At 71.5% G+C, this 25,447-nt stretch carries 13 protein-coding genes; 5 read left to right on the top strand and 8 right to left on the bottom strand.

The window, feature by feature from the left end; translation table 11 throughout:
* Positions 1-19: 19 nt before the first annotated feature.
* Entirely contained in the window at positions 20-463 is a 444-nt protein-coding gene (locus OG504_RS50995) for a DUF3592 domain-containing protein (protein WP_405995996.1), read from the bottom strand.
* Between the two features lie 233 nt (positions 464-696).
* Here OG504_RS50995 and OG504_RS50990 point away from each other — a divergent pair, with 233 nt between their 5' ends.
* Entirely contained in the window at positions 697-1,113 is a 417-nt protein-coding gene (locus OG504_RS50990) for an IclR family transcriptional regulator (RefSeq protein ID WP_405995995.1), read from the top strand.
* Positions 1,114-1,141: 28 nt separating this feature from the next.
* Here the strand turns inward: OG504_RS50990 and OG504_RS50985 are convergent, their stop codons facing one another.
* From OG504_RS50985 to OG504_RS50970, 4 genes are all read right to left on the bottom strand, one after another.
* On the bottom strand, positions 1,142-2,131 hold the full coding sequence (locus OG504_RS50985) for a D-2-hydroxyacid dehydrogenase (protein ID WP_405995994.1): 990 nt from the start codon (positions 2,129-2,131) through the stop codon (positions 1,142-1,144).
* The gene (locus tag OG504_RS50980; protein WP_405995993.1) at positions 2,124-3,635 is read right to left on the bottom strand and encodes an NAD-dependent succinate-semialdehyde dehydrogenase; all 1,512 of its coding nucleotides are present in this window, start codon (positions 3,633-3,635) and stop codon (positions 2,124-2,126) included. The genes OG504_RS50985 and OG504_RS50980 overlap by 8 nt, the downstream gene beginning before the upstream one ends.
* Complete coding sequence (locus OG504_RS50975) at positions 3,635-3,814, bottom strand: hypothetical protein (RefSeq protein WP_405995992.1); 180 nt, start codon at positions 3,812-3,814, stop codon at positions 3,635-3,637. Before OG504_RS50975 ends, OG504_RS50980 begins: the two co-directional genes overlap by 1 nt.
* A 135-nt stretch (positions 3,815-3,949) precedes the next feature.
* The gene (locus tag OG504_RS50970) at positions 3,950-5,206 is read right to left on the bottom strand and encodes an aspartate aminotransferase family protein (protein ID WP_405995991.1); all 1,257 of its coding nucleotides are present in this window, start codon (positions 5,204-5,206) and stop codon (positions 3,950-3,952) included.
* Between the two features lie 382 nt (positions 5,207-5,588).
* Between OG504_RS50970 and OG504_RS50965 the strand changes: the two genes are divergently transcribed.
* From OG504_RS50965 to OG504_RS50950, 4 genes are all read left to right on the top strand, one after another.
* Positions 5,589-6,947: an MFS transporter gene (locus OG504_RS50965; protein WP_405995990.1), complete on the top strand. Its 1,359-nt coding sequence runs from the start codon at positions 5,589-5,591 to the stop codon at positions 6,945-6,947.
* A 47-nt stretch (positions 6,948-6,994) separates the two neighbouring features.
* Complete coding sequence (locus tag OG504_RS50960) at positions 6,995-7,660, top strand: HAD-IA family hydrolase (RefSeq protein ID WP_405995989.1); 666 nt, start codon at positions 6,995-6,997, stop codon at positions 7,658-7,660.
* A 44-nt stretch (positions 7,661-7,704) separates the two neighbouring features.
* Entirely contained in the window at positions 7,705-9,099 is a 1,395-nt protein-coding gene (locus OG504_RS50955; protein ID WP_405995988.1) for an NAD(P)/FAD-dependent oxidoreductase, read from the top strand.
* 226 nt (positions 9,100-9,325) lie between these two features.
* Entirely contained in the window at positions 9,326-10,918 is a 1,593-nt protein-coding gene (locus OG504_RS50950; protein WP_405995987.1) for a PucR family transcriptional regulator, read from the top strand.
* Between the two features lie 31 nt (positions 10,919-10,949).
* On the opposite strand, the gene OG504_RS50945 is transcribed toward OG504_RS50950, so the two are convergent.
* The 3 genes from OG504_RS50945 to OG504_RS50935 all read right to left on the bottom strand — a co-directional run bounded on the left by OG504_RS50945 (position 10,950) and on the right by OG504_RS50935 (position 25,011).
* Positions 10,950-11,828 carry a TauD/TfdA dioxygenase family protein gene (locus tag OG504_RS50945; protein WP_405995986.1) on the bottom strand — a complete coding sequence of 293 codons (879 nt, stop codon included), beginning with the start codon at positions 11,826-11,828 and terminating at the stop codon, positions 10,950-10,952.
* A gap of 74 nt (positions 11,829-11,902) precedes the next feature.
* Complete coding sequence (locus OG504_RS50940; protein WP_405995985.1) at positions 11,903-21,034, bottom strand: amino acid adenylation domain-containing protein; 9,132 nt, start codon at positions 21,032-21,034, stop codon at positions 11,903-11,905.
* Positions 21,034-25,011 carry a non-ribosomal peptide synthetase gene (locus OG504_RS50935; RefSeq protein WP_405995984.1) on the bottom strand — a complete coding sequence of 1,326 codons (3,978 nt, stop codon included), beginning with the start codon at positions 25,009-25,011 and terminating at the stop codon, positions 21,034-21,036. The genes OG504_RS50940 and OG504_RS50935 overlap by 1 nt, the downstream gene beginning before the upstream one ends.
* Between the last annotated feature and the right edge of the window lie 436 nt (positions 25,012-25,447).

Raw genomic sequence — 25,447 nt, 5'->3', positions numbered from 1 at the left:
GTCGCTCGACCGACCGTCCCTACCCCCACAGAAACGCGAACAGGCCGATCAGCCCGAGGATCACACCGCCGGTCAGGGCCATGCCCACGAACATCTCCCCGACACCGACGGTCGCTTCACTCTCGTAGTCGGCCAGGTTGCCGAGGTAGCACCACGTGTCGGGGCGGTCCCGCCGATAGAGCACGGGCAGCTGAACGCCCTCCTCCGGTGGAAAGCTCTTCGGTTTCCCCTTCGCCTTGGCGCGCACCAACCGGCCTGTCTCGATGGTGAATTCGAGTGTCGGCACGTAACCCTCGGGGTCGCTCTCGTCCCCACGGACCCACCGTTGCTCGACCACCACCCCGGTGGTGTCCTTCAGATGGGGCCGCACGAACTCGAGGCGTATCCGCATCAGCACCGCGACCACCGTGACCAGGGCCACGCACGCAGCCCACAGCCCCACCAGAGGCAGGAACCAGCTCAATTCGAGACTCCTTCCCGATGGCACTCGGACGGCACACCACCGCCGCTCCGGGCCGGTGCCACAGGTCTGGGAGGTCATACCCGTGGGTGTCACCGGTGGAACCACGTACGAGTGCGGACTCGCATCCCATCGGCAGGACACGCTCAGCGCAGCCGGTCCCTGGCCTTGTAGTAGGCGCCGCCGAAGGGACCATTCACCTCTCGGTCCCGGACGCGTTGCAGTGCCTGGTGGTCGTGGACCGGGTGGACTGCCATCACGCGGTACGGACGTTCCACACCATCGGCGACACCTCACCGCTGCACGCCACCGCCACGGGCCGTACGATCCTCGCCCATCTGCCGAGGGCCGACGTGGACGAGCTGATCGGCCGCGGGCTGGAGAGCTACTACGAGTCCACACCGGCCGAACCCGGTCTGTTGCGGGCCGAGTCGGAGCGCGTGCGGGCCGACGGCTACGCGGTCAACCGCAACCAGTACCGGCCGGACGTGTGCGCGCCGACGGCCGCGATCCTCGACGAGAACGGCACGCCCCTCGCCACCGCGGCCGTCTCCATGCCGGACTCGCGGTACGACGCGGAACGGCTCCCCGAACGGGGGCAGTTGGTGGCGGACACGGCTGCGGAGATCGCCGGGCGGCGCAGGGGAGGGTGAGCACGCCCGGTGTCCGCCGGCCCCGAACTCAGCGCGACTCCAAGGCGGTTACGTCCCTGACGTAGCCCTTCTCCTTGTCGACCACGTTCCGCAGCGGCCGGCCCTCCGCCCTGCGGGTGAGGTTCTCCAGGAACAGGTCCGCCAACTCGGCGCGCCAGCCAGTCACTTCACCCGCAGTGTGCGGGGAGACGATCACGCCGGGCATGTCCCACAGCGGCGAGAGGGCGGGCAGCGGCTCCTGCGCGAAGACGTCCAGGGCCGCCCCGGCCAGCCTGCCGTCCGCCAGGTGCTTCACGAGCGCCTCTTCGTCCACGAGGCCACCCCGGCCGACGTTGACCAGTCGCGCCCCGGGTTTCATCGCACCGAGGACGGACGCGTCGACCATGCAGCGGGTGGCCGGGGTGAGCGGGGCCGCGAGGATCACGTAGTCCGCGTCCGCCAGCGCGGTCCGCAGGCTCGCGCCCCGGTGCACCGTCCCGAAGTCCGGGTCGTCGGCGCGCGCGGTGCGCCCGGCGCCGCAGACCCGCATGCCGACGGCACGCAGCATGCGGGCGACGGCACGGCCGATGGGCCCTGTCCCCCACACCAGTGCCGTGCGTCCGCCGATGCGTTCGCTGTCGCGGGGGCGCCACTCGCGACGCCGCTGGTGCTCCCAACTACCCGGGAAGTCCTTGGCGAGGGCGAGGATCAGACCGAGGACGTACTCGGCGATGGCCCGGTCATAGACGCCCCGTGAGTTGGTGAGCACCACGCCCGGGTGGTCGACCAAGGCCGGGAAGAGGAGCGAGTCAACCCCGGCGGCGGCCACATGAACCCAGCCGGGGGCCAGGGCCGGGTCCTTCGGCCAACTCGCCGCGACCGCCGGGGTGATGGAGTGCCAGCACAGGAGGACGTCCGCGCCGGGCAGGAGGAGCGGAAGTTCCTCCTCGGTGGCGTACACCGTGTCCGCGAGCGCTTCGATGTGCCCGGCGTTCGGCGGCAGGGCGCCCTGGTGCAGGACGACGAGCCGGTCAGCCACGGCCGTCCGCCGCCACGGGAACCACGGGGATGGCGAGGTACTTGTACTCCAGGAACTCGTCGATGCCGACGCGTCCGCCCTCACGCCCCAGCCCCGACTGCTTGACTCCGCCGAAGGGCGCGGCCGGGTTGGAGACCAGGCCGGTGTTGATGCCGACCATGCCTGTCTCCAGCCGCTCCCCCACGCGCAGGGCGCGGTCGAGGTCGCGGGTGAACAGGTAGCCGACCAGGCCCCATTCGGTGTCGTTGGCGGCGCGGACGACCTCGTCCTCGGTGTCGAAGGTGAGGATCGCGGCGACCGGGCCGAAGATCTCCGCGCGCATCAGGTCCGAGTCCGCGCGGACCTCGGTGATCACCGTCGGCGGGTAGAAGTGGCCCGGCCCGTCCGGGACTTCGCCGCCGGTCAGCACCTTCGCGCCGCGCGTGACGGCGTCCTGCACGAGACCGTCGGCCTTGGCCCGTCCGGCGGCGTCGATCAACGGGCCCACCTGGGAGCCGGGTTGGGTGCCGGGACCGACGGCGAGTGCGGACATCCGCTCGGCGAGCCGCACGGCGAACGCGTCCGCGACCGCGCGGTGCACGAAGAAACGGTTGGCGGCGGTGCACGCCTCGCCCATGTTGCGCATCTTGGCGACCATGGCACCCTCGACGGCCCGGTCGAGGTCGGCGTCCTCGAAGACGATGAAGGGCGCGTTGCCGCCCAGCTCCATGGAGGTGCGGACGACGGTGTCGGCGCACTGGGCAAGGAGCAGCCGCCCGACCTGAGTTGAGCCCGTGAAGGACAGTTTGCGTACGCCTCCGCCGCGCAGCAGGGGCTCGATCACTCCGGCGGCGTCGGTCGTGGTCACGACGTTGAGCACACCCTCGGGCAGTCCGGCCTCGGCGAGGATTCCGGCGAGGGCCAGGCTGGACAGCGGGGTCTGCGGGGCGGGCTTGAGGACCATGGTGCAGCCCGCCGCGATCGCGGGACCGATCTTGCGAGTGCCCATGGCGAGCGGGAAGTTCCATGGGGTGATGAGGAGACAGGGTCCCACCGACTGCCGCATGACCAGGACGCGGTTGGCTCCGTCGGGGGTCCGTGTGAACCCGCCGTCGATCCGTACCGCCTCCTCGGAGAACCAGCGGAAGAACTCCGCCGCGTACCCGACCTCGCCGCGCGCCTCCGTGAGGGGCTTGCCCATCTCCAGGGTCATCAACAGGGCGAGTTCTTCCCGCCGTTCGAGGATGATCTCGTAGGCACGGCGCAGGATCTCACTGCGAGCGCGGGGCGCGGTCGCCGCCCAGGTCTCCTGCGCCGCGACCGCCGCGTCGAGGGCGCGTTGCCCGTCGGCCGGTGAGGCGTCGGCGACCTCGCACAGCCGCTCGCCGGTCGCCGGGTCGTCCACGGCGAAGTGGCCGCCGTCGACCCCGTCCTGCCAACTCCCCCCGATGAACAGCTGTTTGGGGACGGTCTCGACGACGGACACGGTGTCGACGGCAGGCGTGGACGTAGACGTGGTGGTCATCAGCGGGTTCCTCCGGGCGGGTTCGGGTCAAGCGATTGGGCCAGGCGCCGGGACTGCGGGGCGTCCGGGCCGATCGGACGCGCCGCCTGGGTTCGGCAACTGAAGCCGTCCGCAAGGACGTTGGCGTCGGAGTCGAGTGCGGCGAGCTTCGGGGTGAGCGAGAGGGCGCCGACCGTCATCGAGGTGTCGTAGTCCTCCGCCTCGAAGCCGAAGTTGCCCCCAGGGCGCGGGCGTTGTGCGCCGCCCCTCCCCCGTGTCGACCTGCCGACCCGGACGGGTCCGGGTCGGCAGGTCGACCATGGAACGGGCGTCGGTCACCCAGCCGTGCCCACCGCGACGGCGGCCGACCAGGCGCGCAGCCCCTCGTCGATCGCGCCCGCGTCGACGATCAGCGGCGGGATCATCCGGACGACGTTGCCCCACGGGCCGCAGGGCAGCAGGAGCAGCCCCTCGTCAACGGCCGCCCGCATCACGCGAGTTGCCGTCCCCGGGTCGGGCTCCCCGGCCTCCGTCACGAATTCGCTCGCCAGCATCAGGCCGAGCCCGCGCACGTCACCGATCGCGGGGTTCTTCGCGGCGACCTCGTCGAGCCCTGCCCGCAACCGGGCGCCCATGGCGGCGGCGTTCGCGACCAGGTTCTCCTCCTCGACGACGTCGAGGGTGGCGACGGCAGCCGCGCAGGCGACCGCGTTCCCGCCGTACGTTCCGCCCTGCGAACCGGGCCGTGCTTTCCGCATCAGCTCTTCGGAGGCGGCGATGCCGGACAGCGGGAAGCCGCTGGCCAGGCCCTTGGCCGTGATGAGGATGTCGGGGCGGACGCCGAAATGGTCGTGGCCCCAGAAGCGGCCGGTGCGGCCGACGCCGGTCTGGATCTCGTCGAGGACCAGGAGGATGCCGTGGCGGTCGGCACGTTCCCGAAGTCCTTGCAGGAAGGCCGAGTTGGCGGGAACGTAGCCGCCCTCGCCGAGGACCGGCTCGACGAAGATCGCGGCGGTGTCGTCGGGATCGGAGACGGTCTGGAGGAGCTGGTCGAACTCGCGCAGCGCGAACCGGGTCGCCGTCTCCTCGTCCCAGCCGTAATAGAACGCGTGCGGGAACGGTGTGACGACGACCCCGCCCATGAGCGGACCGAACCCGGTGCGCACCTTGGCGCCGGAGGTGGTCATCGACGCGGCGGCGACCGTACGGCCGTGGAAACCGCCGTGGCATACGACGACGTTGGGGCGGCCGGTGGCCTGGCGGGCGAGCCGCAGCGCGGCCTCGACGGCCTCGCTGCCGGAGTTGGCGAAGAAGAGGCTGTCGAGCCCCTCGGGCAGGACCGAGCCGAGCCGCTCCACCAGGCGCTGCAACGGCCGGTGCATGACCGTCGTGTACTGGCCGTGGATCAGCGTGGCCACCTGTTCCTGTGCGGCGGCGACCACCTTGGGGTGGCAGTGGCCGGTGCTGGTGACGCCGATGCCTGCGGTGAAGTCCAGATAGCGACGGCCGTCCGTACCGAAGAGGTGCACCCCCTCGCCGCGTTCGACGACGACCGGTGTGGCCTGGCGCAGGTGCTCTGACAGGTGTGCCATACGGCGGTTCTCCCACGACGAGAGGAGGTGCGGGGGACATCTCCCACCCTGTGGGCGGTGCGCCGGGAGGGGCAACGGTCAACGTGTTCCCCCGGGCCGCCCCGTGTGGACGGTCTGTCAACCGGAGCGCGTCCGCGGAACAGACTGTCCACCCACCGGTGGCGAAGCGAACACGGTGTTCATTGACGGTGGCCGCGCACTGAACCAGGGTGTTGCCAACCCCGGACCGCCTCACCGCCCCACTCCCCCCTCGGTGACCTGCCGGTCCCTCCGGCGTACAGCGGCGTACGCATTCGAATGCTTGACGCAAGCCCTCCTCCGCTCCGGTCCCCCTGCCGGTGCGCGTTCCCCGGCAGCCCCCGCGTCCCCAGGAGCCTCAAGCATGTCCGTGACCTCGTCCACCACCACCGGAGGTGCCTCGTCGCTCGACGACGCGCCCGTCAGTTCCTTCCACCGCCGGATCATGGCCGTCGCCATGGGCGGCCCGTTCTGTGACGGCTACCTGCTGGGCGTGATGGGTGTCGCCCTCGGCCTCATCACCCCGGCACTCGCCCTCGACACCCTGTGGACCGGCCTGGTCGCCGCGTCCGTCCTGATCGGCGTGTTCATCGGCGGAGTCGTCTTCGGCCCGATCACCGACCGGGTCGGCCGCCATCTGATGTACGTCCTCAACCTGGCCGCGTTCGTGGTCTTCTCGGCGCTCCAGTTCGTCGTCGCGGAGGCCTGGCAGCTCGTGGTGCTGCGGCTGCTCATCGGCATCGCGATCGGCGCCGACTACCCCATCGCCTCCGCCCTCACCACCGAACTGGTCCCCCGCCGTCTGCGCGGCCCGGCCCTGTCCGGCCTGGTGCTCGCGTGGTGGGTCGGCTACGGCGTGAGCTACTGGGTCGGCTGGGCGCTGACCGGTCTCGGCGACGACGCCTGGCGCTGGATGCTGGTCTCCGGCGCGGTCCCGGCGCTGGTCTTCCTCGTCTTCCGGGCCGGCATCCCCGAGTCGCCGCGCTGGCTGGCCTCGCGCGGCCGGATGGACGAGGCGCGGGCCGTCGTCAGCAAACACCTGGGCCCCGACATCGACGCCGACGAACTCCTCGCCGAACCCCGGCGGGAGCAGCGCGGTGGCTCGGGTCTCGGCAACCTCGTCGAGATCTTCAAACGCGGGTACGCGGTCCCGGTCGTCTTCTGTTCCGTGTTCTGGATCTGTCAGGTCGCGCCGGCGTTCGCGGTCCGCTCCTTCCAGCCGCAGATGCTGTCGGCCTTCGGCGTGGAGAGCACGTACGGCGCGAGCGCGCTGATCACCACGCTGGCGGTCGCGGGCATCGCGCTCGGGCTCGTGGTCGTCAACCGGATCGGCCGCCGGCCGCTGTTGATCAGCACGTTCGCGTGCATCACGGTGTCGTTGCTCGCGCTGGCCGTGCTGCCGTTGCACTGGGCGTTCCTGGTGGTGACCCTGTTCGCCGCGTTCCAGTTCTTCGAGGCGGCGGGCAGCGGGCTGCAGTTCGTCTACCCGAGCGAGCTGTTCCCGACCGACCTGCGGGCCACGGGAGTCGGCATCGCCACCGCGATGAGCCGGGTCGGGTCGGCCACGTCGACGTTCCTTCTCCCCATCGCCGCCGACGACTTGGGGGTGCGCGGCACGCTGGGCATCGCGGTGGTGATCACGCTGGCGGGGCTCGTCGTGTCGTACTTCCTCGCCCCCGAGACGAAGGACTTGAGCCTGGCGGAAGCCAGCGGCCACTCCTGAAGCTCCCCAGGTTCCGAACACCCCTCTCCCGTCAAGGAGTTCGCACCATGCGCAAGGTCGTCAGCTTCGACTGCTACCGCACCCTCATCAACTTCGACACCCGCGCCGCCACGCACGAGATCGTCAAGGACCGGCTCGCCCAACTGGGCGTGGACCCGGACCAGTTCCACCACGACGCGTACGTCATGCGCTTCCAGGGCGTCGTCGACGCGTACCGGCCCTACCGCGAGATCGTCCGCGGGACCCTGCGCAACGTCATGCTGCTGCACGGCCTGGAGTACCGGGACGAGGACGGCGAGGCGCTGGTCGAGGCCATCAAGAAGTTCAAGCCGTTCCGTGAAGTCCCGGACGCGCTAAGGCGGTTGAAGAGCGAGTACGACATCGCCATCCTCTCCAACAGCGAGGACGACCTCATCTCGTACGCCGTCGACGAGCTGGGCGTCGAGTGGGACTACGTCCTGACCGCCGAGCAGGCCGGGGCGTACAAGCCGCTGCCGCAGGCCTTCGAGTACCTGATGAAGGCGACCGGGCGCGGTCCGGAGGACATCATCCACACCGCCCAGGGCTGGGAGTACGACATCATGCCGACCAAGCGGTACCCGGGCATGCGGCGGATCTGGGTGAACCGGTACGGCTTCCCCGGCTCGGCCGCATTCCAGCCGTACGAGGAGATCAGGGACCTGTCCGAGCTGCCCGGACTGCTCGGCGTCTGATCCTCCCGGCACCCGCACGCCCGCCGCTTCGAAAGGAACACCCCGTGAGCGCGACCACGCTCGGCCGGCCCGGCCCGGTCAACGGCCGGATCTCCCACTGGTTCAGTGAACTCCCCGCACCACGCCCTGCGTTGCCCGGCGACCGCGATGCCGATGTGTGCATCGTGGGCGCGGGTCTCACCGGGTTGTGGACCGCGTACTACCTGAAGCTGGCCGACCCGTCTCTGCGAATCACCGTCCTGGAGGCCGAGTTCGCCGGGTTCGGCGCGTCCGGGCGCAACGGTGGGTGGGCGTCGGGGCTGGTGCCCGGGGCGCGTGACCGGCTCGCCAAGCAGTACGGGCGGGATGCGGTGCTCGACTATCAGCGCGCGATGAACGAGGCCGTCGACGAGATCATCACCGTCGCCGAACGGGAGGGCGTCGACGCCGACATCGTCAAGGGCGGCACTCTGCGCGTGGCCCGGACCCCGGCGCAGGCGACCCGGCTGCGGCACAAGACCGAGGCCGACCAGGAGTGGGGTGTCACGGACTCGGTGATGCTGACGCCTGAGGAGGCCGCGGAACGTATCCGCATCGAGGGGATGACGGCGGCCTCTTGGACTCCGCACTGCGCCCGGTTGCAGCCGGCGGCGCTGGTGCGCGGGCTTGCCGACGTGGTCGTACGGCTCGGTGTGAGCCTGTACGAGAAGTCGCCGGTGAGTGTGGTCGAGCCGGGGCGGGCGGTCACCGCGCATGGTGTGGTGCGGGCGCCCGTGGTGCTGCGGGCGACGGAGGGGTTCACCGCGTCGTTGAAGGGGCTGCGGCGGGCCTGGTTGCCGATGAACAGCTCGATGATCGTGACCGAGCCGCTGGCGCAGGGGGTGTGGGACGAGATCGGGTGGGCCGGGCGTGAGACCTTGGGCGACACCGCTCACGGGCACTTGTACGCCCAGCGGACTCCGGACGACCGGATCGCGATCGGGGGGCGTGGGGTGCCGTATCGGTTCGGGTCGCGGACCGACTCCGACGGGCGGGTGGCTGACCGGACGATCGGCGAGCTGACCGAGACCTTGTACAAGGTGCTGCCGCAGACCGCCGGCGCCCGTGTCGACCATGCGTGGTGCGGAGTGCTCGCGGTGCCTCGGGACTGGTCGGCGACGGTGGGGCTCGACCGGTTTACCGGGCTCGGCTGGGCCGGGGGGTACGTGGGGCACGGGGTGACCTCCACGAACCTCGCCGCCCGGACGCTCACGGATCTGGTGTTGGGGCGGGAGTCCCGGCTGACTCGGTTGCCGTGGACGGGGCATCGGCCCCGCACGTGGGAGCCGGAGCCGTTGCGGTGGCTCGGGGTGCGGGGGCTCTACGTTGCGTATCGGCTGGCGGATGCGCACGAGGCGGGCGGGCGTTCTCGGACCTCTCCGATCGCTACGGTTGCGGATCTTGTTGCCCGGCGGCCTTGAGGCGGGTGGGGTGCTCGCCACTTCGCCGTGGGGGCGGGTGGTGCGTTGGCGAGTGGCGGTTCGTTGTGGTCGCTCGCGCCGTTCCCCGCGCCCCTTTCGGGGCGCCGTCCTGAACGGCGTTTGAGCAGCGCAGGCCACCCTTGCGTTACTCGCGTCCCACCCTTCAGAGTGGGGCGGAACCACGTGTCGGGACCGGCGGCACTACGTCTTCTGGGAGCCACCGCCCATGCCGTTTCTCACGGTCGCCGACGTACTGCGACTGCCCGTCATCGCGGCCGGGCTGCCCCGAGTGGCGGCCGGGGAGGGGCAGTTGGGGCGCACGGTTCGGTGGGTCCACGTCACCGAGCTGCTCGATCCCGCCTCGTTCCTGGAGGGCGGGGAGCTGGTCCTCACCACGGGCATGCCGCACCCCTCCGACCCGACACAACTGCGCGGCTACGTCGACCAGTTGGCGGACGTCGGGGTGGCGGGGCTGGTCGTCGAGCTGGGGCGGCGGTATCAGCAGGCGCCCCCGGATCTCGTCACCGCGTGCAGTGAGCGGGATCTGCCGCTGATCGTGCTGGCGCGCGGGGTGCGGTTCATCGAGGTCACCCAGACCGTGCACGCCCTGATCCTGGACGCGCAGGGCGAGTTGCTGCGCCGCGCCCAGCATGTGCACGAGCTGTTCACGTCGCTCACTCTGCGCGGGGCCGAACCGGAGGAGTTCGTGCAGACCGCCTCCGACCTCTCGGGGTGTCCGGTCGTACTGGAGAACTTGATCCACCACGCGGTGAGTTGGGCCGTGGCCGGGCGCGCTGACGGGCAGGTGCTGGACGCGTGGCCGCGTCGTTCGCGCGCCGCCGGGACACCGGACCGGGCGGCGGTCAGCGGGCCCGAGGAGTGGCTGGTGGCGCCGGTCGAGGAGCGGAGCAGCCGGTGGGGGCGCCTGGTCATGCTGCCCCTCACGGGCGGACCGCCCTTCGGTCCTGAGCACACGATGATCCTCGAACAGGCCGCCACCGCGCTCACGTTGGCCCGGCTCACCGGAGCCCCGGAGTGGGATCGGCGGGCGCACAGTTCCGTCCTGCTCGATCTGCTGCACTGGCGGTATCGCAGCCGTACCGAGGCCCGGCTGCGGGCAGAGGCGCTCGGGCTCCCGACGACCGGGCATCGCCTTCTGCCGGTCGTCGTCGACCACGCGGGGGCGCGGGTCGGCGACACCACGGTGAGCGCCCACCTCGCCGAAGGGCTCCTCACGTCCGGCGTCAAGGCTCTGGTGGGAGACCTGTCCGGGCGCCGTACCGGACTGCTCATGGCGCTGGCCCGCGCGAGTGCCTGGCAGCCCGTGGTCGAGCGCATCGCCCTCGATCTGCGGGCCGCGTTCGGAGAGGACACGGTCATCGCGGTCGGCCCGGGGGTCACCGAACTCAGCCAGGTCACGCGGTCGTTCCGCGAGGCCGAGGAGGTCGCCGACGCGATCGGTCCCGCCTCCCGCGACCGCCCCTTCCACGTCGCCTCCGACGTGGGCCTGCCGGAGCTGCTCTACTCACTGCGGGACGACGTCCGGGTCCAGAAGTACGTGGAACACCGGCTCGGGCGCCTGGTCCAGCACGACGCCCGGCACGGCAGCGATCTGCTCACCACCCTGCGCGAATACCTCGACGCCGCCGGCAACAAGTCCATCGCGGCCAAGCGCGTGGGGCTCTCCCGGCAGGCCTTCTACCAGCGCCTGCACACCATCGAACGCCTCCTGGGCACCGACCTGGAGTCCGGCGCCGAACGCACCCAACTGCACGTGGCCGTCACCGCTTTGGAGATGCTGCAGACGCGGGCGCCGTGAACAGCCCCCCGGGCGGGCGCGTGACACCGGGTCAGGCCTCCAAGCGGCTGCCGTTGACGGCCACCCGGCGGCCCTCACGGGTGTGCGGGAAGTAGTCCCAGACGGCGTGGTGTTGGACGCTGCGGTTGTCCCAGAGGACGAGGGTGCGCTCCTGCCAGCGGACCCGGCAGTGCAGCAACTGGGTGCGGGCTATGTGCGCGTACAGCATCTCCAGCAGGGCGTCGCTCTCGACGCGGGACAGCTGGGTGATGTGCGAGGTGTAGGGGGCGTTGACGAAGAGGAGTTTGCGGTCGGTCTCCGGGTGGCGGGCGACGACCGGCTGTTCGGTGCGGGGTACCTCGTACTCGGGCGGCGGGGTCTGTCCGGCGGCGGTCCAGGGCAGGGCTCCGTCGTGGACAGCGGTGAGGCTCTCGAGGAAGCCGCGCATCGCCGGTGAGAGGACTTCGTAGGCGAGGTGCATGTTGGCGAAGACGGTGTCGCCACCGCTGCCGCCCTCGGGGATGGTGGTGATGTACAGCAGCGAACCGAGGGAGGGTTCGGCGTCGGCGGTGCCGTCGGCGTGCCAGCCGTTGCCGGCCACGGCCTTGGACTCCTTGGTCGCCTTGATCTCCAGGATGTACGGGTCGGATCCCTCGGGCGCGAGGGCCACGGGGTGCAGTTCGCCGAAGACACCCGCGAACCGCTTGTGCTCCTCGGGAGTGATGTCCTGGTCGCGGAAGACGAGGACGTGGTGGGTCTGGAACGCGTGCTTGAGTTCCTTCTCCTGCTGGGGTGTCAGCTCCTTGGAGAGGTCGAGGCCGGTGACCTCGGCGCCCAGCAACGGGGTGATCGGGGCGACGGACAGGGTGTCGTAGGGCTCGGCGGGGCGGGTGGTGATCCGCTCGACGGCCTTGAGTGCGTAGTCCTCCATGAGGGACCTCCGGGGCATCGGTGGGGGCGGGGGTGAGAGGAGAAAGCGGGCAGCGGTGCCGCACGGTGACATCCTCAGGATCTTCCGGCGGGGTGGGGCAGGGCGGCAACGGCCGCTCGCGTGTGGGGTGGGGCCGCTGCGAGGGCGGCGGCGATCGCTTCCACGTGGGGTTGCGCGACGAGTTCGTAGTGGGTGGCGTCGACGTGGTGAAGGCGGAAGGGGCGTGGCAGATGCGCGTCCCACGCGTCGGGGGCGGCCGGTTCCGGGGCCAACACCCCTTCCTCTACGGGACGTTGGGCGAGCCATACCTCGGCGGGCGTCCGGCGCAGTCGCGGCAGCCGGTGTTCGGCCATGGCGGCGAGGTTGGTCCGGCAGCAGGCCGCGAGGCGTTCGGCGTAGGCACGCCCGGATGCCGACAGCTGTCCGCCACTGTCGCCGTTGCCGCTCAACTCGCGGGCGAACACGGCGTCCACCTGTTGCTCGTCGTACGCGGCGAGCCGTTGTCCGGCGCCGGGTGGCGGTGGATCGAGAAGGTGGACGGCGTCGACAGGTCGGCCGGCGGCCTCGGCAAGTGCCGCCATGGACAAGGCAGTCCAGGCACCGAACGACCAACCTGCCAGGCGCAGGCGGTAGTCGGGGGCCGGAAACGCGGCCCGGACGGCTTCCAGGTAGTGCGCGGCACGGTCGGCGATCGAGCGGGCGGGTTGCGCCGGGTCGCGTAGCTTCGGGTCGGCGATGAGGCAGACGGTCAACTCGTCGGGCAGGGCCGCCACAAGAGGCCGGTAGGCCTGGATGTCGCCGCCGACCGGATGGACCAGGCAGAGCACGGCCGGACCCGGTCCGCGCTGCCACACCTCGACGTCCACCGCGGCGGCGGACGCGCGGGTGCCGGTGTCGAGGTGGCCGAGGATCTCGGTCAGGCTCACCCGGTGGCTCAGCCGGGACAGGTCGATGTCGGTGCCGTAGCGGCGTTTCACCTCGTCGATGAGTTCCAGCAGGGTGAGCGAGTCGGCGCCGAGGTCGTACAGCGCGGCCTCCGGGTCGACGATGTCCACGCCGAGCAAGTCGACCAGGATCTCGTTGAGTTCGGTCGTGGGGTCGCCCTGTGCGGGTTGCCCGGAGGGCGCCGGCGCGTGTCGCGAGTCGGGGTCCGGCTCGTAGAAGTAGCAAGCCTCGGTCAAGGGCGTGGTGTTGACCATCAGGTGCGGCAACTGAAGGTGCAGGGCCCGTTCGAAGACGGCCGCGCCGTCCTCGGGGGTGAGCGCCACCTTGAGGTGTTCCTGGTGGCGGGTGTCGGTGGTCAGGGCGTGCTGTGCCATGCCGACGTCCCGCCAGGCGTCCCAGCCGATGCTCATCCGGACGGTGGTGGCGTCGTCGCCGGGCGGTGCGTGGTGGGCGTAGGCGTCGAGGCAGGCGTTGGCCGCCGCGTAGTCGAACTGTCCGACTCCCCCGAACCGCGCCGCCATTGACGAGCAGTAGGCCGCGTAGTCGGGGTCGTGCTCGGCGATGAGCCGTTCGACGAGCAGGGCGCCGCGCAGTTTCGCGGCCGTGGCGCGGCGAGCGGTGACGGGGTCGCGGCGGGCGAGGAGTCCTCCGGCGGCTGTACCGGCGGCGTGGACGATGCCGGCGAGGCCGTCGAGATGCGGGGCCAACCGGTCCGCGACCGTGGTCAGTTCGTCCGTTGCGAGGTCGGCCGGGACCAGCGTGACGCGGTCCTGGTACGGCCGTAGCTCGGGCGGGGTCCCGGGCCCTCGGGCGACGAGGACCACGTGGTTGCCGGGGTGCTCCAGGAGGCGGGCGGCCAGGGTGGTGCCGATGCCTCCGGTGCCGCCGAGCACCAGGTGGGTGCCGGGGGCGGCCGAACGGACGGCGGTCGGCGGGGAGTTGAGGACCGGGACCGGTTGGAGTGTGCGCTGCCACCAGAAGCCGTCGCGCAGGGCGGTCGCCGGTTCGGTGATCGTGTCGTCCAGGAGCAGGTCGGGCAGGTGGGCCGCCCAGTCGGCCGGGCGGGGTCCGGGCAGGTCGGTCCAGCGCAGGGTCACGCCCAGTTCCTGCCGGGGCACTTCGAGAGCGGCGGCGAGCAGGCCCGCCTCAGGAGTGCGGACGGGGCCGGTGACCGGCTGCGCCCCGTGGGAGAGCAGCCAGGCCCGTGGCCGTACGGCGTCCGGTACGTCGGCCAGGGCGCGGGCGAGCGCCGCGACGGTGTCGAGGCAGGCCAACTGGGCTGTCTCCAGGGCGTGTTCATCGAGGCTGCCGTCGAGAGCCAGCGGCAGTGCGTGCAGCCAGTCGACCCCGGGGCCGCCGGAACGGGTGACCCGCTCCAGCACAGCGGCGAGTTGCCCGGTGTCGGCGGGATCGGCCTCGTAGCGGTCCTCATCGAGACGGGCGAAGGTCTCCCCGGCGCACACGGTCACCACCCGGGCGTAGTGCCGCTCCAGGAACCGCCACGCCTCGCCGCCCGCGTCCGTGACCACCACGGCGGTGCGGTGCGGTTCGTGCGCGCCGGTGCGGGCGCGGCGCAACCGCGTCCACTGCGGCTGGTGCAGCCACTGGTCGGCGGGCAACCGCCGCGGTCCGGCCGGCGGAGCCGACACGGGCGTACGCGGGAAGTCGTACTCCGCCGTGTCGAAGGCGGGCGGCGGGAAGTCCCAGGGTGCGGACGCGGGTCCCTCGGGCCATACGAGGGTGTGCCCGGCCGTCCATGCCTCGGCGAGGGCATGGGGGTCCCGGTCGCGGGTCGGGCTGCCGGTCTGCGGGGGCGGCGCCGTGATGTCGGAGAGCGCTTCGAGCCATGCGACGGCGGAGCCGGCGTCCGGGCAGACCGCCGCCGCCCGGTGGCCGAGTGCGGGCCGTCCGGCCTGGAGGTGGCGCAGCACCTGCGGATAGGTGTCGGGCCGCGCCCTCAGGTAGCCGGCGATACGGCGTCCGTCCGCGCGTACGGCGGCCTCGGAGCTGCCGGACAGCACCAGGCACGGCACCAACTCGTGGGCGGTGTCCGCGACTTGTGCCGCATCCAGGTTTTCGAGGAGCAGGTGGGCGTTGGTCCCGCCGATCCCGAAGCTGCTGACGGCGGCGACTCGCGGCCCGTCCTGGGGCCAGGGTTCGGCCGCGACCGGTATGCGGAACGGGCCGTCGTCGATCTCGGGGTTGAGCCGGTCGAAGTCCGCCGTGGGCGGGACGATCCCGTGGTGCACGGCGAGCACGGCCCGCACCATGCCGACGACGCCCGCGGCGGCGCCCAGGTGTCCGATCTGGCTCTTCACCGAGGACAGCGCGACACGCGCGTCGTCCGCCAGTCCGTACGCCTGGCGCAGTGCGGCCGCCTCCACCGGGTCCCCGAGCCGGGTACCGGTGCCGTGTGCCTCCACATAGCCGAGGTCGGCGCCGCTACGGCCGCTGCGGTGCAGGGCGGTGCGGATCGCGGCGCGTTGCCCGGCCAGGGCGGGGGCGCTGTAACTGAGCTTGTCCGAGCCGTCGTTGTTGATGCCCGAGCCGGTGATGACGGCGTAGACGGTGTCCCCGTCGCGGCGGGCGGCGGCGAGGGGCTTGAGGACGACGACGCCGGTTCCGCTGGCTCCGACGGTGCCTGCGGCGTCCGCGCTGAAGGGGCGGCAGTGGCCGTCCGGGGAGAAGATGTGCTGCGGTCGGTAGGTGTAGCCGTCGGTCAGTTCGGTGTCGACGAGGACACCGCCGACGAGCATCACGTCCGCGTCGCCCTGCCGCAGCAGCCCGGCGGCGACATGCACGCCGACGAGGGAGCTGGAGCACGCCGACTGCACGGTGAAGGCGGGGCCGGTCAGGCCGAGGTGGTAGGCGGCCTTGGTGGCCAGGAAGTCCTTCTCGTGGTGCAACGCGAGCCGGAAGGCGTCGGGGAGTTCGGCCGACTCCGCCTCGCGCAGCATGCGTTGGAAGTAGGTGTTCTCCCCGCAGGCGGCGAGGAGTCCGACCCGCTGGGCCGTCGGATCTCCGATGCCGGCGTGGGCCAGTGCCTCGACGCAGTTCATCAGGAGGTGCCGCTGCTGGGGGTCCATCAGCCGGGCCTCGTGCGGGCTGATCGTGAAGCGTCCCGGGTCGAAGTCGAGCATCCCCGCCAACTGACTGCGGGCGCCGACCCGGCCGTCCGTCGTCGGGAAGTGCTCGATGCCCCGGCGGCCGGAGACCACCAGGTCCCAGAAGGCGGCCAGGTCAGGGGCACCAGGCAAGCGTACGGCCATCCCGATGACGGCGACGGGTTCATCGGCCCGCTCCTCCGGCAGCCGTGGGGCATCGAAGATGACGGCGGTCTCGACGGCGCCCTCCGTTGTGCGTCCCTCCACAAGGCGGGCCAGCGCGCGAAGGCTGACGTGCTCGAACAACTCCGGGACGGTGAAGGCTAGTTCGTCCTCGCCCGCGCAGCGAAGCTGGAAGCGCATCAGGTCCAGGCTGGTGGCACCGGCGTCGAAGAACCGCTGTTCCACGCCGATGGCCTTGCCGGTCACCGTCTCGAACAGCGCGGCCAGCCGTCCTTCCAGCGGTGAGACGGCCGGGGCGGTCACGTCGACGGAGCGCAAGTCGCGCCCCGGGGCGGTGTACGCCGCCCGGCGGTCCAGCTTCCCGCTCGGCGTGCGCGGCAGCTCCGTCAGGCGCCGGAAACGGCTGATGCGCACGTAGGACGGCAGCAGCCCGGCCAGATGGTCCGCGAGTTCGGCCGGATCGGGGTCGCCGCCCCGGCACTGCAGACAGGCCACCAGCCGCCCGCCCTCCACCACCGCGACCGCGTGGGTCACACCGCGATACTGCAGCAACGCGGCCTCGACCTGCCCCAACTCCAGCCGGAACCCGCCGAGTTTGACCTGGCTGTCGTCGCGGCCCGCGTAGTGCAGCAGACCCTGCGCGTCGAACCGGGCCAGGTCGCCGGTGCGGTAGAAGGTCCCGAGGTCCGGGTCGTCGGTGAAGCGGTCGCGGTTCGGCGTGTCGTCACCGTTGCCGACGCCGACGTAGCAGCGGTTGGCCATGACACCGCCGATCAGCAACTCGCCGGTGACGCCGGGCGGGACGGGGAGACCGCCCTCGTCGACGACCCGCAGGACGGCGTTCGCCACCGGGTGCCCGATCGCGGGGCGCAGTGGCCAGGCTGCGGGGTCGCCGTCGAGGCGGAGGCCGCTGACGACATGGGTCTCGGTGGGGCCGTAGTGGTTGAACAGCCGGGCGTCCGGAAGGCCGGCGAACCAGCGGCGGATCGCGTCGGTGCACACCAACTGCTCTCCGGCGGTGACGACTTCGCGCAGCCGGGACGGGAACTGCCCGGTGCGCACGCCGTGTTCGGCGAGGAGTTGCAGGGCGACGTACGGCAGGAAGATCCGCTCCGCTCCCCCGGTCTCCAACTCCCGCAGCAGGAACGGAACATCGTGCCGCCAGCCGGGTTCCACCAGGCGCAGCAGGCCACCGGAGCACAGGGTCGTGAAGATCTCCTGGAAGGAGACGTCGAAGGACAGCATGGAGAACTGCTGGGTGACGGCCGGCCCGCTGAGGCCGCCGTCGGTGCGCTGCCAGGTCAGCAGATTGCACAGGGTCCGGTCGGGGACCTGGACTCCTTTGGGGGTGCCGGTGGAGCCGGACGTGAACAGGGTGTAGAGCGGGCGCAGCCCCTGGTGCGTGGGCAGTTGGGGTACTGCGGTGGGGCTGTCGGCGAGGGTGAGGATGTGCCGGGGCAGGGACGGTGGCGCGATCGCGTCGAGGACGTGTTCGCCCTCGGGTGTCACGAGTACGCACAACGGGTCGGCCTGGTCCAGCACATGCCTCAGCAGGGGCGGTGGATAGGCGGGGTCGAGCGGTACGACGGTGAGGTTGAGTCGGGCCGCCGCCAGGAGCGCCACGACATGCTCGACGGAGGGCTGGAGGTAGAGCGCCACGGCCGCCGGGGCTGGCGGATCGGCCGGGAGGCGGGTGCCGAGTGCGGTCGCCAATTCGGCTGCCTGTGCGTCGAGTTCGGCGTAGGTGAGGGTGGTCCCGCCGGTGGTGACGGCCGGGGCGTGCGGGGTGTGGGCCGCCTGTCGGGCGAACCCGTCTGCGACGGTGGTGAAGTCCGGTGCGCGCGTGGGGCCTTGGCCGTGGTCGGGCAGGGTACGGCGGTAGTCGGCGACCAGTTCGTGCAGGGTGATGGCGGCGTCCGTGTCGCCGGTCAGGTGGTCGAGGGTCTGCCGGAAGAGGCGGGCCGCGGCCTGGGCGCGTTCGGCGCCGATGTCGTCGCGGTACTCCCACAGGCAGTCGAACCCGGCCGCGTGCTCCACGACCGACAGCGTGAGGGCGCACTTGGCACCCAGCGGCTCGGGGCACAGTGGCCGCACCTCGCAGCCGTCGAGGCGCAGTGCCGAGAAGTCGGTGTTCTCCAGGACGAACAGGTAGTCGAACAAGGGAGTTCGTTCGCGGAGGGCGGGGTCCGCGAGGACGTCGGCGAGGGCGACCTCCTGGTCCTGGAGCACGGCGCGAACGGCGTCGGAGTGGGCCGAGAGCTGAGCGTCCAGTGAGCGGTGCGGCTCCAACGGCAGGTCCAGGAGCACGGTGTTGGCGAACATGCCGACCGTGTCCGCGAATTCGGGGCGGGGCCGGTTCACCACCGGCGTGGCGACCAGCGGACGCCCCTGCCCGGTCACGCCGTACAGGCTCGCGGCGAACGCGGACACCAGCAACTGGAAGCGCGTCAGGCCGAGTTGTGCGGCACGGCGGTCCAGCGCGCTGCGGCGGACCAGGTCGAGCGAGGTACGCAACAGGCGGGCTCGTGGCGCGTCGGGGGCCGGTAGCGCGGGTGACGGTTCGCCGTCACGGCCGTAGTGGGAGCGCAGCCGGGCACGGCGGTCCTCGTAGGCGGTGCTGGTGTGCCAACCGCGTTGCCAGCGGGCGAAGTCCAGGGGGGTGAGGGAGGAGTGCGGCTGAGCGCTCCGGGCGGCGCAGGCCTCGGTCAGATCGCGGAGGAGGAGGTTGAGGGACCAGCCGTCCACTGCGACGTGGTGCAGGTGCAGCAGGAGCAGTCCGCCGTCGGCCTGTGTCACCCAGGCCGTCCGCAGCATCCGCGCGTCGCCGAGGTCGAAGCGGTGGTCGAAGAACCGGTCGGCGGTGGTCTGCCACTCCTCCCCGGGACGGCCTTCGAGGCGCTGCCACGGGTCGTACGGATCACCGGCCTGCTGGAGCAGTCCGTCGGGGGTGGGGACCAGCCGGGTACGCAGGGCGACATGCCGTTCCACCATCGCGCGCACCGCGCTGTGCAGGGCCGCCGTGTCGACGCGCCCCCGGACGCGGAAGGCCAACGGCACGTCGTAGGAACGGTTTTCGGGCTCGCGCTGGTGCAGGAGCCAGAGGCGTTCCTGCTCGCTGGTGGCCGGCGCCGTCGGCTCCACGGAGGGGGCGGGCACGGGTGGGTGTTCTCCGGTGGTCGCATCCGGGGCGTGTACGGCGTCGGCGAGAGCCGCGAAGTCGGACCGCAGGACGAGGTCGTGCGGCAGGTCGACGGCGAAACGGTTGAGGATCTCGAAGCGGAAGCGCAGCGCCTTCAGCGAGTCACCGCCGCTCGCGGCCCAACGGTCGCCTGGGCGGAGGCCGTTGACGGCGAGGATGTCCTCGGCGACCTCCAGCACCCGCCTTTGCGCGGCGCTGACGGAAACGTCACCCTCCTGCGTACCGCGCCACGGGGTCCCGGCATCGCGCAGCAAGGCAGCCTGGTCGACCTTGCCGTTGGCGTTTCGCGGCAACTCGGCGACGAGGTAGGTGTGGTGGGGGCGCATGTACGAGGGCAGGGCGGCGGCGAGGTGACGGTCGTAGGCGTCGTAGGCGAGGTCGTCGCCCAGGACGAGGAAGGCGAGCAGTTCGCTGCGGTCCGCCGCGTCGCGGCGAGTGCAAATGTAGGCCTGGCGGACGGCGGGTTGGGCCAGGATCTGCCGCTCCACCTCTCCCGGTTCGATGCGGAAGCCGCGTACCTTGACCTGACGGTCGGCCCGGCCGACGTAGGTGATCCGGCCTTCGGTGTCCTGGCGTACGAGGTCGCCGGTGCGGTACCAGCGGCGTCCGCCGCCGTTCTCGTGCGGCAGCCGTACGAAGCCGCGCTCCGTCTGTTCCGGGAGGTTGCGGTAGCCGAGGGCCAACGCCGGGCCGGACAGCAGTAGTTCGGCCACTTCGCCCGGCTCGGCGATGCGGTCGTCCTCGGTGCGGAGCAGTACGGCGGTGCCGGGGAGCGGGGTGCCGATCGGGATGGTGTCGCCGGCGAAGTCGCGCGGGATGGGGCCGCAGAGAGCGAAGGTCGTCGCCTCCGTCGGCCCGTACACGTTGTGCAGGACGGTGCGGGACGCGGAGTTGGTGTCGTACCAGCGGCGCACGATGCGTGCATTGAGCTGTTCACCGCCGACGAGTATCTGTCCGATGCCGGCGAAGCAGTCCGGTACCTGCTCGACGACCGCGTTGAACAAGGCCGTTGTGATGAACAGGATGTCGACGCGGCCCTCGCTCAGCACCCTGGCGAACCGGGGTGCGCTGCGCACCTGTTCGTCGTCGAGCACGACGCAGACGCCGCCGGTCAGGAGCGGGACCCACACCTCGAAACTCAGCGCGTCGAAGGCGGGGTTGGCCAGGCTGGCGAAGCGGGCGCCGGGCCGTAGGTCGAGGTAGCCGGGGCGGGCCAGGCGCAGCACTCCGTCGTCGGTGACCTCGACGCCCTTGGGGTTCCCCGTGCTGCCGGAGGTGTAGAAGACGAAGCCCGTGGCGGTGTCGCCGGTCTCCCCAGGGGGCACGGCAGGCGAGACGGGACCGTCGTCGGTCAGGAGCAGGTGGGCGTCCAACCCGGCGATGTGCTCAGGCAGTTGGGGCGCATGCCCGCTGTCGTGGACTACGGCGACGGCGCCCGAGTCGTCCAGGATGTGCCGCCGGCGGTCGGGTGGGCTGAGCCGGTCGAGGGGGACGACGGTGGCTCCGGCGCGGCGGATGCCGAGCATGACGCAGACGAGTTGCCAGGAGCGGGGCAGGTGTACGGCGACCGCGTGGCCGGGGCGGACTCCGGCCGCGTGCAGTCGCGTTGCCACTCGGCCGCTGGCTCGTTCGAGTTCCGCGTAGTCGAGGACCCGGTCGCCGTCCTCGACGGCGACGGCGGTGGGGGTACGGCGAGCCTGGCCCAGTACGGCCTCGGCGAGGGAGACGGACCTCGTAGGGACCGGGGAGACTCTGCGGGCATGGCGGAGGTCCATCACGCCTCCCGTATCGGCAGAGCCAACTGGGCGCCGTGGTGGTCGAGTTCGGCGGCGAGCAGGGTGCCGACCTGAGCTGCTCCGACGCCCTCCAGGATCTCCCAGTGGTCGCACTCCATCGGCTCGACGCGGTAGTCGCCCTCGGCGCGGCGCCGCCAGAAGTCGCGGACCTCGGCGTGGAAGGGGGTGTCGTCGCCGTCCGGTACGGCCTGGGCGAGGACGGTGCGTGCCGGGGAGGCCGCCGGGAGGTGTTCGCGGGCGGTGAGCCGGTTGTGGTTGTAGAGGTGGAAGTAGCGGTCGACCTGGGCGTCGTCGATGCCGGGGTACATCCCGTTGAACCTCACGAGTTTGTCGCGGAACTCGGCCGCGTCGACGGCGCCGATCTCCGCGCGTGCGGAGGCGTCGTCGGTGGCCTGGGTGTCCAGGAGGACGACGCTGACGGCCCGGTGTCCGGCGCGGGCCAGGAGGCGTCCCATCTCGTGGGCGACGAGGCCGCCGTAGGACAGGCCGGTCAGGACCAGGGGGGATGCGCCGTCGGGTCGGATCAGTCGGAGGTACTCCTCGGCCATGGCCTCCACGCTCGGCAGGAGGTCCTCGTCGGGGTTCACTCCCGGGGACTGGATGCCGTACAGGCCGACGCTCTCGGGGAGGAGCGTGGCGAGGGGGAGGTAGCAGAACGCGGTGCCGCCTGCGGGGTGGACACAGACGACGCGCGGGCCGGTGCCGGGGCGGAACTCGATGAGGCTGCCGGGGGCGTCGGCGGTGCGGTCCTCGCGCAGCAGCTCGGCCAGTGACTCGATGGTGGGTCGGGTCATCACCTCGCCGACCGGCAGACGGCGGCCGAACGTCTCGGTGACGGCGTGGGCCATCTTGATGGCGGAGAGCGAAGTGCCGCCGATGTCGAAGAAGTTGTCGCTGACGCCTATGTCGGGGTGGAGCAGGATGCGCTGCCATATGCGGTACAGGCCGTGTTCGATGTGGTCGCGCGGGCTGGCCGTATTGACCTGGGTGGAGGTCGACTCCTGGGCCAGGCGCAGGAGTTGGGGCCGGTCGAGTTTGCCGCTGCGGTTGAGCGGCAGGGTGTCGAGGTCGAGGAAGACGGCGGGGATCATGTAGTCGGGCAGTCGGCGGGCGAGGGCGGTGCGCCAGTCGTGGGTGGTGCGGGCCGGTGCGGTGCCCCGGCCGACGCCGGCGAGCAGGCGGGGCTGGCCGCTCGCGTCGTGGTCGACGAGGACGGCGGCTTCGCGGACGCCGGGCAGGGCCATGAGCGCGGCCTCCACCTCGGCGGGTTCGATCCGGAATCCGCGGAGTTTGACCTGGTCGTCGGCGCGGCCCATGTAGTGCGCCTGGCCGTCGGGCAGGCGCCGGGCGAGGTCTCCGGTGCGGTAGATCCGTTCGCCGGGCACGAACGGGTCGGGCAGGAAGCGTTCCTTGGTGAGGTCGGGGCGGCCGAGATAGCCGCGGGCCAGCGAGGCTCCACCGAGGTACACCTCCCCCACCACGCCGGGCGGGACGGGTTCCATGCGGCTGTCGAGGATGTACATACGCGTGCCGGGCAGCGGGCGGCCGATGGGGCAGGGCCGGTCCAGCGGGCGGGGGTCGTAGTAGGCGGTGCTGTAGAGGGTCGCTTCGGTGGGGCCGTAGCCGAAGCAGATCCGCAGGCCGGGGAGGTGCTGTGTCATGCGGTACAGGGCGGCTTCGGTGAGCGATTCAACTCCCGTGAGCAGTGTGCGCAGTTGGAGCCCGTGCAGTCGTACGGCGGGGTCCTCGTCGATCCACTTGACGTACGCGGGCGGTAAGAAGGCCTGGGTCACGGCGTGTTCGCGCATCCATGCCAGCAGGGCCTCGGGGTCGCCGCGCAACTCCTCGGGGACGATGTGCAGTTCGCCGCCGGTGGTGAGGGGCAGCAGCAGTTCGTGGATCGAGGCGTCGAAGCCGATGCTGGACCAGGCGGAGCCGACCTCGCCGGGAGCGGTACCCATGCGGGCGTGCCAGGTGGCGAAGAGGTTGAGGACGCTGTGGTGCTCCACCGCGACGCCCTTGGGCCGTCCCGTGGACCCGGACGTGAAGATCACGTAGGCGAGTCGGTCCGGTGTGGGCGCGATGCCCGCGGGCGGTTCGTGACGGGTTGCTCCCTCGGCTTCCACAGCCGCCAAGTCGAGCCATTCCGGGGCGCGTTCCGCGCTGTCGTGGTCGCTCAGCACGAGGGGGCAGGCCGCGTCCTCGACCATGTTCGCGAGGCGTTCGGCGGGCTGGCCCGGGTCGAGCGGGAGGTAGGCGGCGCCCGCCTTGAGGATGCCCAGGATGCCGACGGCCAGGTCGCGGGACCGCTTCGCGTGGAGGCCGACGACGTCGCCGGGGCGGACGGACCGGGCGACGAGGGCGTGCGCGAGGTGGTTGGCGCGGCGGTCGAGGGCCGCGTAGTCCAGTGAGTTGTCGCGGTCGACGACGGCGGTGCGGGTCGGGCGCTCGCGGACCTGGGTCTCGAAGAGTTCGACGAGTCCGGAGGCCGCGTGCGGAGCGGCCCCGGAGGTCTCCGGCCGCGTGGCGTCGCCGTCGAGCAGTTCGCGTCGACGTTCCTGAGGTGCCATCAACTCCAGGGCGCGGACGTCCCGTTCGGGGTGGCGGGCCATGTCGGTGAGCAGGTTCCGCAGATGGCCGGCCCAGCGTTCGGCGGTGGTGTGGTCGAGGAGGGCCGTCGCGTAGTCCAGGTACCCGGTGATGCGGCCGTCGGACTCGGTCGCCGAGACGGCGAGGTCGAACTTGGCCGGGGCGTGGGTGATCGGCAGCGGCTGGGCGTCGACTCCGGGTAGGTGCAGCAGGTCCCGCCGTTCGGGCACCCAGGCCAGCATGGTCTGGAACAGCGGGGTGCGGGAGGCGCTGCGCGGCGGGTTGACCAGCTCGACGATCCGCTCGAACGGCAGGTCCTGGTGAGCGAGTGCCTCGCGTACGGCGGCGCGGGTGCGGGCGAGGGCCTCGGACACGGTGAGGGAGCCGGACAGATCGATGCGCAACGGGAGGGAGTTGACGAGGAAGCCGATGAGACCGGCGACGCCCGGGCCGCGTCGGTTGGCGAAGGGGCTGCCGACAACGATGTCCTCCTGCCCGGAGAGACGCGACAGGAGAATCGCCCAGCCGGCCAGCACGGCCACGAAGGGGGTGGCCCCGTGCTGTCTCGCGAGGCTGCGGAGCCCGGCGGTGACCTCGGCGTCGAGGCTGAACTCGGCCCGGCCGCCGTCGTATTGCTGTTCCGTCGGCCGTGGACGGTCGGTGGGCAGGTCCAGGACGGGCGGCGCGCCGTGCAGCGCGCGGCGCCAGTGGTCCTCCTGGGCGGCGAGCCCGCCGTCGAGGACGGCTTGTTCCCTGGTCCGCAGGTGGTCGGCGAACTGCACCGCGAGCGGGGGCAGCGGGTTCGGGGCTCCCGCTGCGAACGCCTCGTAGAGCCGGCCGAGTTCGTCCATCATGACGTTCATCGAGACGCCGTCGTAGATGCTGTGATGGAACGTCAGCAGGAGTACGTGGCGGTCCGGTCCGAGGGCGAGGAGGCGTCCGCGCCCGAGGGGGCCGGTGTCGAGGTCGAACGGCCTCTGTTCCTCCTCGAGTTGGCGGGCGGCGACGCGTGCCTCGGAGTCATCGGCCGCGGCGAGATCCTCGAAGGTCAGGGCGAATCCCCCACCGGGTGGGTCGATGTGCTGGCGCACGTCCCCTTCGGTGGCCACCAGCCTGGTCCGCAGGGTCTCATGACGGACGGTCAGCTCGTCGAAGGCCCGGGACAGCAGGTCGACGTCGAGCGGGCCGGTCAGGGAGAAGGCGATCGTCTCGTTGTACGCGGCGTTCGCGCCCGGGAGTTGGGCCAGGAACCACAGTCGCCGCTGGGCGAAGGAGGCCGGTCGGACGCGGGGCGCCGACTCGGCGTCGCCGGTGGCTGCTCCAGAGGACGCGCCTGGAGTGGGAACAGGGTGGGGGGTGTTGTGCACCGGCGATACCTGGCCTTCCCATCGGTGTGGGGCGGGGTGACATCAGGAGTGACGAGCCGGGATCACCGGACTGCCGTCGGTCCTGGCTCGGCGCGCTCGCCGTCGAGCGGGCGTCGTGGTGGGGGCGGGGCCGACGGCCGGGATGCGTGGGGCGAGTCCACGCGGCGAAGAGTCCTATAGCGGCCGGGCGATTCGATAAATTCGATTCCCGAAATTACTGGCCAATTACCTGGTCACATTGTTTTCCTGCGCACCCGGATTCCCTTCCGGAACTCCGTGACACAGCCGTAATCATCAATCACAGGCTCAGGACATGTCAATACTCGACATTCCGCAACACCGCACAGAACACCCACATCGAAAAAGAGTCCCGCGAAACTCGCATATCGGAAGAAAGGTTCCACAACGTCACGCATTTTCCCTCGGAGTGCGGCGA

It is taken from the genome of Streptomyces sp. NBC_00986 (assembly GCF_045162565.1).
Lineage (GTDB): Bacteria > Actinomycetota > Actinomycetes > Streptomycetales > Streptomycetaceae > Streptomyces.
This window is presented reverse-complemented; position numbering and strand designations above follow the sequence as displayed.

Excerpts from the sequence above, each read along its gene's own strand:
- OG504_RS50980 (WP_405995993.1), bottom strand. The coding sequence starts at position 3,635 with ATGACCACCACGTCTACGTCCACGCCTGCCGTCGACACCGTGTCCGTC.
- OG504_RS50975 (WP_405995992.1), bottom strand. The coding sequence starts at position 3,814 with ATGACGGTCGGCGCCCTCTCGCTCACCCCGAAGCTCGCCGCACTCGAC.
- OG504_RS50970 (WP_405995991.1), bottom strand. The coding sequence starts at position 5,206 with ATGGCACACCTGTCAGAGCACCTGCGCCAGGCCACACCGGTCGTCGTC.
- OG504_RS50965 (WP_405995990.1), top strand. The coding sequence starts at position 5,589 with ATGTCCGTGACCTCGTCCACCACCACCGGAGGTGCCTCGTCGCTCGAC.
- OG504_RS50960 (WP_405995989.1), top strand. The coding sequence starts at position 6,995 with ATGCGCAAGGTCGTCAGCTTCGACTGCTACCGCACCCTCATCAACTTC.
- OG504_RS50950 (WP_405995987.1), top strand. The coding sequence starts at position 9,326 with ATGCCGTTTCTCACGGTCGCCGACGTACTGCGACTGCCCGTCATCGCG.
- OG504_RS50945 (WP_405995986.1), bottom strand. The coding sequence starts at position 11,828 with ATGGAGGACTACGCACTCAAGGCCGTCGAGCGGATCACCACCCGCCCC.
- OG504_RS50940 (WP_405995985.1), bottom strand. The coding sequence starts at position 21,034 with ATGGACCTCCGCCATGCCCGCAGAGTCTCCCCGGTCCCTACGAGGTCC.